Consider the following 13,750-nt stretch of genomic DNA (forward strand, 5'->3'; position numbering starts at 1 on the left):
TTAGTGAGCAAACTAACCCAAAAAAGTGGTTTAGTGTGGCTTTGGTTGAGTCTATTACTGCTTGTAATAGACTTTGCCAGTAAAACACTGGTTGTAAACACCATTGCGTATGGTGAGTCAATTAATTTACTGCCTGTTTTTAGCATTACTTATGTGCATAACTACGGTGCAGCCTATAGCTTTTTAAGCGAAGCGGGTGGCTGGCAGCGTTGGTTTTTAAGTGCAATAGCAATCGCGATTAGTTGTTTGTTGGTGTGGTGGTTAAAACGTCTTCCAGCGTCTAATAAAGTATTATGTGGTGCTTACTCGTTAGTTTTAGCCGGTGCTATTGGTAACTTGTACGACCGCATTGCTTATGGTTACGTTATTGATTTTTTACATGTGTTTTACGAAGACTCACATTTTCCCGTATTTAATATTGCAGACTGCGCTATTTGTATTGGTGCTGCATTATTACTATTTGACGCCTTTACCGGCGAAAATCCAAAGGAGCATAAAGCATGAGCCAAGCTGTAATTGGTAAAAACTCAGACGTTATTTTTCATTTTTCTATTAAACTAGAAGATGGCTCTGCCGCTGACTCAACGAAAGTGCATAACAAGCCTGCTAAGCTCACTATGGGTGATGGCAGCTTAACCGCTAATTTTGAAAAATGTTTACTTGGCCTAACGGCCGGTGAGAGCAAAACATTTGAACTTGAGCCGGAAGATGCCTTTGGTCAACCAAACCCAGATAATATTTATTATGTGGACCGTAGTAAGTTTGGTGTAGAAACGCCGGCTAAAGTAGGCGCTATTATTGCGTTTACTCAACCTGATGGCACCGAGCTTCCGGGTTTGGTTCGTGAAGTGCAAGGCGAGTCAGTTACTATCGATTTTAATCACCCATTAGCGGGCCAGCGCTTAACGTTTGAAGTTGATATTATTGAGGTGCAAGGTTAATGGAAATATTATTAGCTAATCCACGAGGCTTTTGCGCCGGTGTTGACCGCGCAATTAGCATTGTTGAGCGCGCTTTAGATATTTTTGAAAAACCAATCTATGTGCGCCATGAAGTGGTACACAATCGTTATGTGGTTGATGGCTTAAAAAATCGCGGCGCCGTGTTTGTTGAAGAGCTTGATCAGGTACCGGATGACAGTATTGTTATATTTAGTGCTCATGGTGTATCACAGGCTGTACGCAGTGAAGCAAAACGCCGTGAGCTTAAAGTATTTGATGCAACCTGCCCGTTAGTGACTAAAGTGCATATGGAAGTTACCCGTGCCAGCAGAAAAGGCATTGAATGCATTTTAATTGGTCACCATGGACACCCCGAGGTTGAGGGCACTATGGGTCAATACGACAATCAACAAGGTGGCATTTACCTAGTTGAAACCGTTGATGACGTGTTAAAGCTTGATGTTAAGAATGCAGATAATCTTTTTTATTGCAGCCAAACAACCTTATCGGTAGATGATACTGCGGATGTGATTGATGCCTTACGCAGCAAGTTTCCTGCTATTGATGGTCCGCGTAAAGATGATATTTGTTATGCAACTCAAAACCGTCAAGATGCGGTTCGTGATTTAGCAGACAAAGTCGATGTGCTATTGGTTGTAGGCGCTAAAAATAGCTCTAACTCCAATCGTTTACGAGAACTAGCTGATAAAATGGGCACGCGTGCGTACTTAATTGACGATGCCAGCAATGTTGAAGCGTCATGGTTTGATGGTATCAATAGTGTGGGGGTTACCGCAGGCGCGTCAGCACCTGAAGTGCTAGTGCAGCAAGTGATTACCCGCTTAAAAGAGCTCGGTGGTAACCAAGTAACAGAAAACCCTGGTGAAGAAGAAAACATTGTTTTTGCTGTACCAGTAGAGCTGCGTTAATTTAGAGATAAATCATAAAAGGAGGGTCGAATGGGTAAGCAACTGTCACCAGATGCGTTACTTTTTTCGGCCCTTTTTAATGAGCGTGGTGTGCTTGCATCCCTCGTAGTAACACAGGTTGTGGCTATTATATTAGCTTTTGCTCCTAATGCTGGCGATGACATATGGCTGCATTTGGGGGCGATCAGTTTGTTTCTCCATGTAACTGTGCTGGTCAGTACCTCTTTTTTATATCTTTGTCGTCGATTACTCGCAAAACAGACTCAGTTTATTCAGATCAGTTTTTTTATTGCTTCATATAGTCTCAGTACTGCTGTATTTAGTCTGGTGTTTTCTCATATTGCTTTTGATATTGAAAACGAAAAACAACTGACGTTTTTTGTGCTGCGTAATTGCATTATTGTATTTTTGCTTACCTTACTGTTTGTACAATTTTTGCTTATTCATTTTGAAAAAGAGCAGCAAACCAAAGCACTTTCTCGTGCAGAACTTGATGCTTTACAGGCACGGATCCGACCCCACTTTTTATATAATAGCTTGAATACGGCGGCAGAATTAACGCATCATGACGTTGAGGCTGCAGAGCATGCAATTTTAGCACTAGCAGCGCTGTCTCAAGCTGCAATGCGTTCAGGTCAAAGTGTATTACTCAGTGATGAAATAACATTAACTAAACAGTATATTGCGCTTGAATCATGGCGCTTTGCAGAGCGCTTAAAGGTTGAGTGGTTATTACCAGAACATCTCCCTGCGCTATATATTCCATATCTAACATTACAACCTTTGGTAGAGAACGCAGTATGTCATGGCATTGAGCCAAGCCAAAGTGGTGCTACTATAAGTATTGAACTGCATGTGACAACACATTATTTAACCTTAATTGTAACTAATCCTGTACCTACTGAAACTGAAAATACTAGAGAGCATAACGGTATGGCTCTTGATAATATTCGTTCTCGTTTAAGTATTTATTATAAAGGTCGGGCGCAACTGACAATAACCAACAAAGATAATCAATTTAGAGTCAAAGTAGTCATCCCAAAACAAGCAGAGAATACGTTATGAATGTATTGATTGTAGATGATGAACCCTTAGCAAGGGCACGATTGAAGCGTTTACTCGCTGAGAACCATACATCCATTCATGTGCAAGGAGAGGCTAGTAATGGCAATGACGCTTTAACACAAATGAAAAAGCAGCAGCCTGATTTAGTGTTTTTAGATATTGATATGCCAGGCTTAAATGGCATCGAAGTGGCCAATCAACTCAATGATCTAGCGGTACCTCCGGCGATTATTTTTATAACCGCTCATCCTGAGCATGCACTTGATGCGATGCAGTTAAATGCAGCCGGATATTTGGTAAAACCTATATCAGAAAAAAGTTTGCAACATGCATTACAACAGCTAGGACGTTTAAACAGAGTACACCTGCAACAACAACAAACAGAAAAAATAACCTATCAATTAGCAGGCACCGTAAGAAGTATAAAAATAGAAAATGTTTTTTATTTTTATGCACAGGAAAAGTATACCAAAGTCGTGTTCGATGGTGGGGAGGCTCTAATTGAAGACAGTTTAAAGCAACTTGAAATGCAATATCCTCGTCACTTATTGCGAATTCATCGAAATACCTTAGTGAATAAAAATAAAATTTTGGCACTCCATACACTTAAAAACCATCAACATGTTATTGAACTCAAAGGGTGTTCACCTTTTTTAGCTGTTAGTCGTCGAGCGCTCAAAAGCGTAAAAAGCGTACTTTAGCACACCGACCTATTAACCGCTTATCAACATAATTAACCGTTGGTCGTGGTCCTAGTTGAATCTATTTTTTTATTGCATACACTTAGTATCAGATAATTATTATTTGGTTTTACTATGTCTTTGAGCACGTTTAAATTGCAAAAAGGTTTTACCCTTATTGAGGTCCTGATTGCGTTTATTATTCTTAGCTTTGGTTTATTGGGGGCTGTAGCCCTGCAAGCAAAAGCAAAACAAGCAAGCTTTGATTCAATGCAACGTGCTGCTGCTGTTGCGCTTGGTAATGATATTATCCAACGTATTCGGGCTAACGATACATCGCAACTAGCTACATTATACGACCTTGAGTTTACCAGCGAGACAAGTATTAATTCCTCTACAACCTGTTTTACAAGTTCATGCAGTAATGCACAAATTGCGAGTTTAGATATAGAGCAGTGGAAGCGTGCTATTCGTGCCCGCGAAAATACGGGATCACTTGATGGTGCCACCGTATGTATTAATCCAGAGTCGGTAGCAGGCTCTGGCGGTAAGGCGTTTAATATTGAGGTCATTGTTTCTTGGCAGGGTCGTCAAGAATTTAAGGCGAGTGAGGCAACAGGCAAAATTAGCTGTGGTGTAGCAGATAAAAGGCGCCGTTTAGTTGTACTTACTAGCTATATTTACGTTAGGAGCTAAGATGAAGCAAGCCGGTTTTACACTCATTGAAATGATGATCTCTTTATTTATAGGGGGATTAATTTTGGGTGGCGTAATGTTTACCTATATTGGTATGAAAGTGACGACCCGCGATACGATGACAATAGGTGAGCTGCAAGAGTCTGGTCGATTAGCCATTAATATTATGCAACGCGATATAGAACAAGTAGGCTTTTGGGGAACATTTTATGATGATTCGTTTACTGCAATAAATACATCATCATTAACAAATCCTACGGGTGATTGCTTTGAAGGTCTCAACAATGGCAGCTTTCCTGATTTAACCAGCAGCAGTAATTTTAAAACCCTTTATGCAAAAACAGCGGCAAGTTCAAGTGAACTTAATTGTGTTAATAACCCTTTAGCGGGTACTGATATTTTACAGGTTAAGTTTTTACAAGGTCACCAACTAGAAGTTGATGCCGCAGGTGTTAATGAAACGCAAAGTGATGAGAATTACTTTATTGCTGAGCAAGAAAATGCACGCTTTGTTCGAGGTGTTATCGACCCTGATAGTTTAAATGTTAATGCCAGTGTTTGGCCTTATAGCCATCATAGTTATTATATTGCTGAGCAAACTTATACAGTCAATAATAAAAGTATTACTGTACCCGCACTCATGCGAAAACGTTTAGTAGCTGGTTCTATGAATACAGAAACTATAATGGAAGGCGTGGAGAATATGCGTTTTGTGTTTGGTTTAGATACCACCACCGACAGTCGCGTGGATACCTATAAAAGCATTAATAACATGACAGCCACAGACTGGGAAAACCGCAAAGGTATTTTAACGGTACAAGTTTTTTTATTGATTAGAGCACTGCAACCGGACCCAGGTATTACACTCAAAAACCAAACCTATGTATTAGGGGAAGATGCTAATAAACGCACCCTTACTTTTTCAGATAACTTTAGACGTACTGTATTCACAACAACTATCCGTTTAAATAACGTGGGAGCAAATTTATGGCGTATTTAATCCCGATGAAAAATAAACAGCAAGGTGTGGTGCTTATCACTGCACTAATAATGGTCATAGCCGTTACAGGTATTGCAGTGACGTTAATGAGTAGCAGTAGTATAGATATTAAAATTACTAATTCAGCACAAGAGCGAGAAGTTGCCGAAAATGAACTTATCGGCGAAGTGCAGCGCATGATTGCCGATGAAGCGAGCAATGGTGCAACAAATCAATTTTTCTTAACGCCAGAGGAAGTAACTACCATGGCGTCTGGCAATGAAAAAGGCATGGTTATAGCCGAACATAATGATATGCAAAGTAGAATGATTAACTTAAATAAAGGCGTGCTTGATTTAGAATGTCCTCGTCGTTTTAGTTTTACAGCTGGGATCTCATGCAACATGGTACAAGTTTCAACAACTATTGAGTATGGCTCTAAAAGTAAGCACCAACTAACAATTGTGACAGGCGTAGCCCAAGAGATGGCTAGCCTAAGCAAGGGGATTTAAAATGAAACTGATACTAAATAAAGCACTCATTTCTTTAATAGGAATAATGCTTAGCATGTCAGCAGGCGCTGAAGATATAGAGCTGTATGTTAATCATAATGTACAAACCAATGAAAAGCCTCGCGTAATCATGATTTTTGATACATCGGGAAGTATGGCATGGGATGTAAATGATGGTGATGCCTGTTATAAAAGAAGCGGTAATAGTTATTACGAGGTTGATTGCTTTGAAAGTAAAGACAGTTATAAACGAAATGAGCAATGTTATAAAAGAACTAGTTACTACAATTATGAACCCACATGTAGTGATAGCCGCTTAAGAGTTGCGCAAAATGCTATCACCCAATTAGTGAACGATAACGATGATATTGAATTTGGTTTAATGCGCTTTAATGGTAGTAATGGTGGGTATGTTTTAGCCAGAGTAGGGGCTGAAAAGTCATTTTTACTAAATAAAGTAGAAGAGTTACCTGCAAGTGGTTCAACTCCATTAACAGAAACACTCTGGGAAGCCTACCTGTATATCACGGGACAAAACGTATATTACGGGGGAAATACTAATGAACGAGATTTTACAGCAGAGTCATCAGGGATATATAAATCACCCTTTGCGCCTGTTACTGGCGAGCCACTTAGGTGTGATAACAGTATTAATATTATTTTAATGACAGACGGCGATCCAACCAACGATTCAAATAGAAATAATGATATATACAACCTTCATAATAGTTATTTCTCTGGTAATCCGCCTGCTGTTAGTAACAGCTATTTGGCGGCGCTAGCAAAAATTATTCACGGTACAGATGATGTAAAAGTTGATTTGTATAGCAAAACTAAGAACGTACTTGATATAGGACGTGTATTTCCTATCGGTTTTGGTACGGGTATGAGTGACTCAGGTAAAAACTTACTTACTGAGACTGCAGATTACGGTGGTGGGCAATACTTACATGCGAATACAGCTGCGCAACTATCTGATGCACTTAAAAATACGATTTCTCGTATTCGTGAAGTAAACGATAGTTTTTCATCGCCATCAGTGGCCAGTAATAACGTAGATCAAACTCGAAGCCGCGATGCTATTTATTTTGCAATGTTTTATCCAGAAACAGGTGCGCGCTGGCGTGGCAACCTAAAAAAGTTAAAAGTTTCAGGTAGTCAGATTGTTGACGCAACTAACAAGCCTGCTCTTAATAGCGAAGGTTTAATTTCAAAAGATGCAAAAACATTTTGGTTACCTGCGGGCCAACCCGCTGATGGTAATGCGGTTGCACAAGGTGGTGTGAATCATTATTTAAGCACGATAGATCCGCTTGCTCGTAATTTATTTACGGAGAATCAAGGCTCGATTGTTAGTTTTGATACTTCGGTGTTAGTGACATTCTCAGTGGCATTGTTAATAACCCGCTGACCTTATCCACTCAAGATGTTAATTGGGCAAGAGGAGTAGATGTTGATGATGAGGACAAAGATGGCTCATCACAAGACCAACGCGCTGATATATTTGGTGATCCTTTGCATTCAAAACCAATTGCAATTGATTATGGTAATGATGATATTCGCATCCTCATAGGGACAAATGCTGGCTTCTTACATATGTTTAAAGATGCCGGTGAGACTGTAAGTGAAAGTTGGGCATTTATACCTTCAGCACTGTTTGACATTATTAAACCACTTAGAAATAAACAAGCAGATAGTAAAGTATATGGTATGGATGGCCCTATCAGTGTCTACTTTAGTAATAAAAGCTTAAATAGTGAAGGTTTGAATGACGGTATTATAGATGCTAGCAAAGGAGACGAGGTATGGGCTTTTGCAGGAATGCGCCGTGGTGGTAAAAACTACTATGGTTTAGATATTACAAATCCTAATCAGCCAAAACGTCTTTGGAGCAAACCAATTGAAGGGGGTAAAGGCGACTTTACTGAATTGGCACAAACGTGGTCAAAGCCACAAATAGCTTATATTAAAGCTTTTGGTAATAAGCCTTTGCTTGTGTTTGGCGCGGGTTACGATACAAATAAAGATGCGGCAATAAGAGCAGAGGACTCAAAAGGGCGTGGTATTTATATTGTTGAGGCAAAAACAGGCAGCTTAGTTTGGGCGTTAACCCCAGACAGTAATGGCTTTAAAGGTAAACACAGTATTGCTGCTGATTTAACTACGCTTGATTCAGATTATGATGGCTATATTGACAGAATTTATGCCTCAGATACCGGTGGTAATATTTGGCGAATTGATATGCCTGGAGAAGATAGCAGTGAGTTTAGCCATTTCAAACTTGCAGAGCTAGGTAGTAATCAAGATACTCAAGATAGACGCTTCTTTTATAAACCATTGGTTGCGCGTACTTTGTTTAGTAAAGTAACAGAGACCACGGTTAATGGTAATAAAGTCATTACTCGTTTAGATACTCCTTATGATGCAGTTGTTATTGGCAGCGGTAACCGTTCAAAACCAACGAATACAAACGAGCAAGATCAATTGTTTATGATCCGTGATGAGAATACTCTGACGCGTTCATTTAAAACTAATGCTCCTGCGCCAATTGTGCCTGCAGATTTAATGGTGATGAATAGTGACCCCTTTGGTAATACTTTAGATGACTTAGATGGTTTCACCCTTGTTGAAGCTGAACTGGCGAAAAAGAAAGGGTGGCGTTATGAGCTAGCGAAAGGTGAAAAGTCATTAGCTGCAGCTACCGTTGTTGGTGGGGTTGCTTATTTTACCTCTTTCACGCCAGCATCTGATGAAGTTGTAGAGAATCAATGTTCTTTAAGTGGCGGTGGCGGCGCACTTTATGCTTTTCATTTGCATTACGGTACTAAAGTGTATGAACAACTAAAATTTGCAACCAGTTATGATGTGCCAGATACACCACAGCTTTATTTTGGTGCGACTAATTCCTGTGCTGATTCTAACAATGATGGAAAATGTGATGATAATCCAGAGGAAGATGTTATCGAAGAGAGCCAGTTTTTTCTAATTGGCCCTGGGATCAAAGGGGAACAAGCTGAAAATCCACTTAAGCCAATAGAAATTACAGGACCTGGCTTAAAAGTGGTAGATGGTAAAATTAAGCTAGTGAATGATAAACAACCCATTGGCTTTGGTTTTAAAACGCAGCAAACATATATTTATAAGCGTGAAGAAAACGATGAGATCAACAATTAAGGGCTGTATATGAATAAGACACAACAAGGATTTACATTAATTGAGTTAATGATCACCGTTGCGATTGTTGGCATCATTGCCGCCATTGCAGTGCCTAATTACAGTGAATATATAAAAAGGGCATCACGCGCAGAAGCCGCTTCTGCGCTTTTAGATGCGGCAAACAAGCAAGAGCAATACTTTGTGGATAACCGAGCATATTCAACTTCGTTTAGCGACTTAGGTATTCAAAGTAAAACTGAAAACGGTCATTTTGAGCTAACAATTAATGTGGTTAATAGCAATGAATTTACAATCACTGCTAAACCCATTGCTGGTGCCGTGAAAGGGGATGCTGATTGCACGTCATTAACCATTAATGACGTTGGCTTAAAAGGAGCAACGGGTAGTAAAGGCAATACCGACATCAACTATTGCTGGGGTAGATAACATTAGTTATTTTTGGCATTTGTTGGTAGATTTTATTCGTATTCGCCCAGTTTGACTTATTGACAGAGCAAGCCCCTCAAGGCTTGCTTTTTCGTTATTTGGGCAATAGATAAAAGTACCGTTTTGAAAGCCGTTTAAAGAGCCGTCGGGTCTAAAAGTGATGGCATCCCGAGGATACTCTAAGCTATCAGAGGGATGGGTATGTTCAAAGGTACTAATAAGGCGCTCGTCATCATCCAAAGAGGTTGACTTGTCGTTATCAATAAAAAGTGACACCTGATTGTCCCAATCATCTTCTAAACACTCATTATTTTTCAAGGCACATAGAGTGACGTAGCTATTATTTTCTATTGCATAAAGACGTGCATAATTAATGTTTCTGTGTAATAGATTAATCTGGTTATCTGCGCGATTGAGCGCCAAGAAATCAGGAAAAAACCATAAAGAAAGTTGGCTTAGTATCGCTATAACTGAAATGGTTACTAGTAATTCTAATAATGTAACGCCACCATTTTTGTGAACACTTATAATTAACTTCATCCCTGAAGCCTTTCATTGAACAGTCCATTATATTAGTTTAGTAAACAATCAAAAAAACGACAAAGTATGAAATGGCTTTTAACCACAGCTCTCTGTGGTATCCCCTAAATAAAAAGCGGTGCCTGATTGCGTTAATGTTAACGCTTTTTGGTTTTTGTTGTCGCCGTTAGGACAAAATATGAAGTTCCCAGGATTTGTAGTTATACGTCCGCTGGTATTAAATCGTATACGGGTATCTGTAAATGAAACGCGATCATTAGGACTAATTTCCTCCATGACTCTGATCAAGCTATCTGTTTCATTATTATATTGGCCATTATTATTAGCATCTATAAAGGTAATAATTACTTGATCAACATCCCATTTACTTGAGCAAGTTAGGGTTTTATCACTACTTTTTACTTTTGTACCTGGAGCAGCGCACACAATTACGATCTCATCGGTACTAGCCGCTTGTGAGCGTGCAAAGCTAATATTACGTTTAAGTTCTAATAAAAAATTTTCACCTCGGTTTTCTTCCAGCATATCGCTACTGTTCCACAACGCAATAGTGGCTATAATGCCAACAATGGCCACGGTGACCATTAACTCTAATAAGGTAAATCCACGGTGCTTAGTTTTCATATAAATCTCATTAACTCGGTGATGTTTTAGTATAGTTATTTTTATTAAAATAATCATACCATGATTATTTTTCACCGGTGCTATTCAATCTCTTTGTTTGCTATGAACCTCATGATTGTCTAAAATCGAGGCAACTGAAGCTTTCAAAAGTAATTACTATGAAAAAAATAGAAGCAATCATTAAACCGTTTAAGCTCGATGATGTGCGTGAAGCATTATCTGATGTAGGCATTACGGGTATGACAGTAAGTGAAGTAAAAGGGTTTGGGCGTCAAAAAGGCCACACAGAGCTATACCGTGGTGCTGAGTACATGGTTGACTTTTTACCTAAAGTAAAACTAGATATTGTGCTCGGTGATGAAGACGTAGAACGTGCTATTGATGTTATTGTTAAAACAGCACAAACTGGCAAAATTGGTGATGGTAAAATATTTGTCACTGACGTAGAACGTGTGGTTCGAATTCGTACTGCAGAAGAGGATGAAGAGGCTATATAGTCGAGTAAACCTCGTAAAAAAAGGCGCTAATTTTATAACTAGCGCCTTTTTCGTGTTATTTATTTCTGCTATTAAATTTACGCGTTTGCTCTGCATGCTGACTTAGTTCAGTCAAGCCAAGCTTCTCGTAACTTTTTTCCATCATGGCGAGTGCCGCATCAAGATAACTACTTTGTGAGTAGTGCTCTACCACATATTTACCGCGATTTGCGGCTGCTAAATAGGCTTCACGTTCGTAATAGTAAGTTGCCACTTTTAGCTCATAACGTGCCATGCGGTTTAATAACCAAACTAAACGACGTTTTGCTTCTGGCGCATAATCACTTTCTGGAAAACGTTTAACCAAAGTTGATAAGTCGGTATAAGCAACACGGGTGCGTTTAGCATCTCTGTCGGCTCTGTCTACGCCAAAGTATTCTTGGAAAGCATTTTTATCCGCCTTAATATTAACCAAGCCACGCATGTAGTACATGTAATCTAAATCTTTGTGGTTTGGGTTTAAGCGAATAAAACGGTCGATTGTAGCAAGCGCTTGCTCTGTATTACCTGATTGGTAATGTGCATACACTAAATCCATTTGGACTTGTTTTGAAAACGGACCAAACGGGTAGCGAGAATCAATTGCCGTTAATAATTCAATTGCACGAGCGTATAAACCAGAATCAAGCGTTTGTTTTGCATCTTCGTATAGTGCTTGTGCCGATCTGTTGGGTACGCGTTGAATATCTTCTTGGTCAGGTGCAGACGAGCAGGCCCCTAAACTAAGCACTGAAACTGAAAAAACAATGGCGAATGCACGTTTCCCTATTTTATTTATCATTTTATTTGTTACCTTCGATGTCTTCGGCTAGGCCAAGTGGGTAAAACCGAGTAAACTATGCGTATTATGTTATGCTTTTATTAAAAGCGATTCTAACCCAGTCAAGCAAAGCTTGCACTGGTAAATTGGGTAAAGTTACTAATGTCAGAGCAAATATCTCTCCAAGCCGAGGTCCCAACAGACTTAGGTGGTAAACGTCTAGACCAAGTATTAGCACAATTGTTCCCTGATTATTCACGATCACGGATAAAAACGTGGATTTTAGATGATAAAATCACCGTTGATGTGAAATTTTCAACACCCCGCGTGAAAAACTACTCGGTGGTGAAGTTGTAGCTGTTGAAACAACAATAGAAGCACCTCGTGAATACGAAGCACAAGATATCAAATTAAACATCGTTTATGAAGACGATGATATTTTAGTGATCAACAAACCAATGGGATTAGTGGTTCATCCTGGCGCAGGTAACCCTGATGGTACGGTGTTAAATGCTTTACTACACTACTACCCAGAAATTATTAACGTACCACGAGCGGGTATTGTGCATCGTTTAGACAAAGACACAACAGGTTTAATGGTTGTTGCTAAAACGATTCAGGCACAAACACATTTAGTTAAAGCACTGCAAAAGCGCGAAAACTTCACACGTGAATATGAAGCGTTATGTAATGGCACTATGACAGCCGGTGGTATGGTTGAAAAACCAATTGGTCGTCATGCTACGCAGCGTACGCATATGGCAGTTCATGAAATGGGTAAACCAGCTATTACGCATTACCGTGTTGCCGAAAAATTCCGCGCCCATACTCGTTTGCGTTTACGTCTTGAAACAGGTCGTACACACCAAATTCGTGTGCATATGGCGTACTTAAACCACCCATTAATTGGCGATCAATCTTATGGCGGTCGTCCTCGTCCACCAAAAGGGGCAACGCCTGAGTTATTTGAGTTACTGCGTAGCTTTAAACGCCAAGCGCTTCATGCCGTTAAATTAAGTATTGCGCATCCAATCACCGGTGAAATGATGACCTGGCAAGCGCCTATCCCTGATGATATGGTCCAAATGACTCAAGCACTGCGTGAAGACACAAAAGCAAACCCTGATATAGCGAGTTTAACAATGTTTGGCTTATCAGCTACATGGCAATCTCTTCATGGTGTAGATACATTGAGTACTACACGTGAAGGGGGCGTATCTAAGCCTCCATTCGATAGTTTGAATTTAGGGTTGCATGTAGGTGATAACAGCCAAGATGTATTAAATAACAGAGCACGTGTAAATGCTCATTTGCCTAAACCGGCAATTTGGTTAAATCAGGTTCATAGCGCTGATGTAATTACAGTGGATGAGCGATTTGACCCCAACCAAACACTCACAGCCGATGCGCTATATACGCAATTACGCAATCAACCTTTAGCCATAATGACCGCTGATTGTTTACCTATTTTACTCTCATCGAGTGACGGGCAAGAAGTGGCCGCAATTCATGCTGGTTGGCGAGGGTTAGAGCAAGGGGTGATCAACAATACGCTGGCATGTTTTAAAAATGCCTCGGAGAATATACATGCTTGGTTAGGTCCTGCAATAGGGGCTAATCAATTTCAAGTAGGCCAAGAGGTGGTCGAGTTATTTACAGCAAATAACCCACTAATGCACAGCGCGTTCAAAGCTCAAAATAATGAAAAGTATTTAGCTGATATCTATCTAATAGCAACTATTTTACTTAATCAACAGGGCGTTATAAACATTAGCGGGGGTGAATATTGCACTGTAACTCAAGCTACCTTGTTTTTTTCTTATCGGCGCGATGGCCAAACCGGTCGTATGGCAAGTTTGATCTGGCGCAAGTAAATAATCATTAG

The 13,750-nt window shown here is 39.8% G+C and carries 14 protein-coding genes and 2 pseudogenes; 13 read left to right on the top strand and 3 right to left on the bottom strand.

The genetic code is table 11. The features are described 5' to 3' along the window. Positions 1-3 precede the first annotated feature (3 nt). The 10 genes and pseudogenes from lspA to AAGD16_RS04980 all read left to right on the top strand — a co-directional run bounded on the left by lspA (position 4) and on the right by AAGD16_RS04980 (position 9,405). Complete coding sequence (gene lspA, locus AAGD16_RS04935; RefSeq protein WP_377114016.1) at positions 4-504, top strand: signal peptidase II; 501 nt, start codon at positions 4-6, stop codon at positions 502-504. Further along, a complete protein-coding gene (gene fkpB, locus AAGD16_RS04940; protein WP_377114018.1) occupies positions 501-941 on the top strand; it encodes an FKBP-type peptidyl-prolyl cis-trans isomerase in 441 nt (146 codons plus the stop codon). Before lspA ends, fkpB begins: the two co-directional genes overlap by 4 nt. Next, complete coding sequence (ispH, locus tag AAGD16_RS04945) at positions 941-1,870, top strand: 4-hydroxy-3-methylbut-2-enyl diphosphate reductase (protein ID WP_013464473.1); 930 nt, start codon at positions 941-943, stop codon at positions 1,868-1,870. Before fkpB ends, ispH begins: the two co-directional genes overlap by 1 nt. A 30-nt stretch (positions 1,871-1,900) precedes the next feature. Then, the gene (locus AAGD16_RS04950; RefSeq protein ID WP_013464474.1) at positions 1,901-2,935 is read left to right on the top strand and encodes a sensor histidine kinase; all 1,035 of its coding nucleotides are present in this window, start codon (positions 1,901-1,903) and stop codon (positions 2,933-2,935) included. After that, positions 2,932-3,636 carry a LytTR family DNA-binding domain-containing protein gene (locus tag AAGD16_RS04955; protein WP_024602831.1) on the top strand — a complete coding sequence of 235 codons (705 nt, stop codon included), beginning with the start codon at positions 2,932-2,934 and terminating at the stop codon, positions 3,634-3,636. The genes AAGD16_RS04950 and AAGD16_RS04955 overlap by 4 nt, the downstream gene beginning before the upstream one ends. A 114-nt stretch (positions 3,637-3,750) precedes the next feature. Continuing rightward, complete coding sequence (pilV, locus tag AAGD16_RS04960) at positions 3,751-4,311, top strand: type IV pilus modification protein PilV (RefSeq protein WP_024602830.1); 561 nt, start codon at positions 3,751-3,753, stop codon at positions 4,309-4,311. Between the two features lies 1 nt (position 4,312). Then, positions 4,313-5,311: a PilW family protein gene (locus AAGD16_RS04965; RefSeq protein ID WP_013464477.1), complete on the top strand. Its 999-nt coding sequence runs from the start codon at positions 4,313-4,315 to the stop codon at positions 5,309-5,311. Then, on the top strand, positions 5,299-5,802 hold the full coding sequence (locus tag AAGD16_RS04970) for a hypothetical protein (protein WP_016899436.1): 504 nt from the start codon (positions 5,299-5,301) through the stop codon (positions 5,800-5,802). The genes AAGD16_RS04965 and AAGD16_RS04970 overlap by 13 nt, the downstream gene beginning before the upstream one ends. Before the next feature lies 1 nt (position 5,803). Continuing rightward, positions 5,804-8,976, top strand: a pseudogene (locus tag AAGD16_RS04975) (pilus assembly protein). Positions 8,977-8,985: 9 nt separating this feature from the next. Beyond that, complete coding sequence (locus AAGD16_RS04980) at positions 8,986-9,405, top strand: type IV pilin protein (protein WP_013464480.1); 420 nt, start codon at positions 8,986-8,988, stop codon at positions 9,403-9,405. 6 nt (positions 9,406-9,411) lie between these two features. On the opposite strand, the gene AAGD16_RS04985 is transcribed toward AAGD16_RS04980, so the two are convergent. Both AAGD16_RS04985 and AAGD16_RS04990 read right to left on the bottom strand, forming a co-directional pair. Then, a complete protein-coding gene (locus AAGD16_RS04985) occupies positions 9,412-9,945 on the bottom strand; it encodes a GspH/FimT family pseudopilin (RefSeq protein ID WP_028835385.1) in 534 nt (177 codons plus the stop codon). Between the two features lie 78 nt (positions 9,946-10,023). Next, positions 10,024-10,569, bottom strand: a complete 546-nt coding sequence (locus AAGD16_RS04990; protein WP_064663579.1) for a GspH/FimT family pseudopilin — start codon at positions 10,567-10,569, stop codon at positions 10,024-10,026. 158 nt (positions 10,570-10,727) lie between these two features. On the opposite strand from AAGD16_RS04990, the gene AAGD16_RS04995 reads away from it, so the two are divergent. Continuing rightward, positions 10,728-11,066, top strand: coding sequence for a P-II family nitrogen regulator (locus AAGD16_RS04995; RefSeq protein WP_013464483.1), 339 nt, complete (start codon positions 10,728-10,730; stop codon positions 11,064-11,066). A 55-nt stretch (positions 11,067-11,121) separates the two neighbouring features. Here the strand turns inward: AAGD16_RS04995 and AAGD16_RS05000 are convergent, their stop codons facing one another. Next, entirely contained in the window at positions 11,122-11,886 is a 765-nt protein-coding gene (locus AAGD16_RS05000) for an outer membrane protein assembly factor BamD (RefSeq protein WP_013464484.1), read from the bottom strand. 141 nt (positions 11,887-12,027) lie between these two features. Between AAGD16_RS05000 and rluD the strand changes: the two are divergent. Together rluD and pgeF are read left to right on the top strand one after the other, a co-directional pair. Continuing rightward, positions 12,028-12,995 (top strand): annotated as a pseudogene (gene rluD, locus AAGD16_RS05005) (23S rRNA pseudouridine(1911/1915/1917) synthase RluD); the annotation flags it as partial. Positions 12,996-13,007: 12 nt separating this feature from the next. Beyond that, positions 13,008-13,739: a peptidoglycan editing factor PgeF gene (gene pgeF, locus AAGD16_RS05010; RefSeq protein WP_377114785.1), complete on the top strand. Its 732-nt coding sequence runs from the start codon at positions 13,008-13,010 to the stop codon at positions 13,737-13,739. Positions 13,740-13,750: the final 11 nt, after the last annotated feature.

It is taken from the genome of Pseudoalteromonas sp. M58, from assembly GCF_042604605.1.
Taxonomy (GTDB): domain Bacteria; phylum Pseudomonadota; class Gammaproteobacteria; order Enterobacterales; family Alteromonadaceae; genus Pseudoalteromonas; species Pseudoalteromonas tetraodonis.

Coding starts and splice junctions, on each gene's coding strand:
- fkpB (WP_377114018.1), top strand. CDS start 501: ATGAGCCAAGCTGTAATTGGTAAAAACTCAGACGTTATTTTTCATTTT.
- ispH (WP_013464473.1), top strand. CDS start 941: ATGGAAATATTATTAGCTAATCCACGAGGCTTTTGCGCCGGTGTTGAC.
- AAGD16_RS04950 (WP_013464474.1), top strand. CDS start 1,901: ATGGGTAAGCAACTGTCACCAGATGCGTTACTTTTTTCGGCCCTTTTT.
- AAGD16_RS04955 (WP_024602831.1), top strand. CDS start 2,932: ATGAATGTATTGATTGTAGATGATGAACCCTTAGCAAGGGCACGATTG.
- pilV (WP_024602830.1), top strand. CDS start 3,751: ATGTCTTTGAGCACGTTTAAATTGCAAAAAGGTTTTACCCTTATTGAG.
- AAGD16_RS04965 (WP_013464477.1), top strand. CDS start 4,313: ATGAAGCAAGCCGGTTTTACACTCATTGAAATGATGATCTCTTTATTT.
- AAGD16_RS04970 (WP_016899436.1), top strand. CDS start 5,299: ATGGCGTATTTAATCCCGATGAAAAATAAACAGCAAGGTGTGGTGCTT.
- AAGD16_RS04980 (WP_013464480.1), top strand. CDS start 8,986: ATGAATAAGACACAACAAGGATTTACATTAATTGAGTTAATGATCACC.
- AAGD16_RS04985 (WP_028835385.1), bottom strand. CDS start 9,945: ATGAAGTTAATTATAAGTGTTCACAAAAATGGTGGCGTTACATTATTA.
- AAGD16_RS04990 (WP_064663579.1), bottom strand. CDS start 10,569: ATGAAAACTAAGCACCGTGGATTTACCTTATTAGAGTTAATGGTCACC.
- AAGD16_RS04995 (WP_013464483.1), top strand. CDS start 10,728: ATGAAAAAAATAGAAGCAATCATTAAACCGTTTAAGCTCGATGATGTG.
- AAGD16_RS05000 (WP_013464484.1), bottom strand. CDS start 11,886: ATGATAAATAAAATAGGGAAACGTGCATTCGCCATTGTTTTTTCAGTT.
- pgeF (WP_377114785.1), top strand. CDS start 13,008: ATGTTTGGCTTATCAGCTACATGGCAATCTCTTCATGGTGTAGATACA.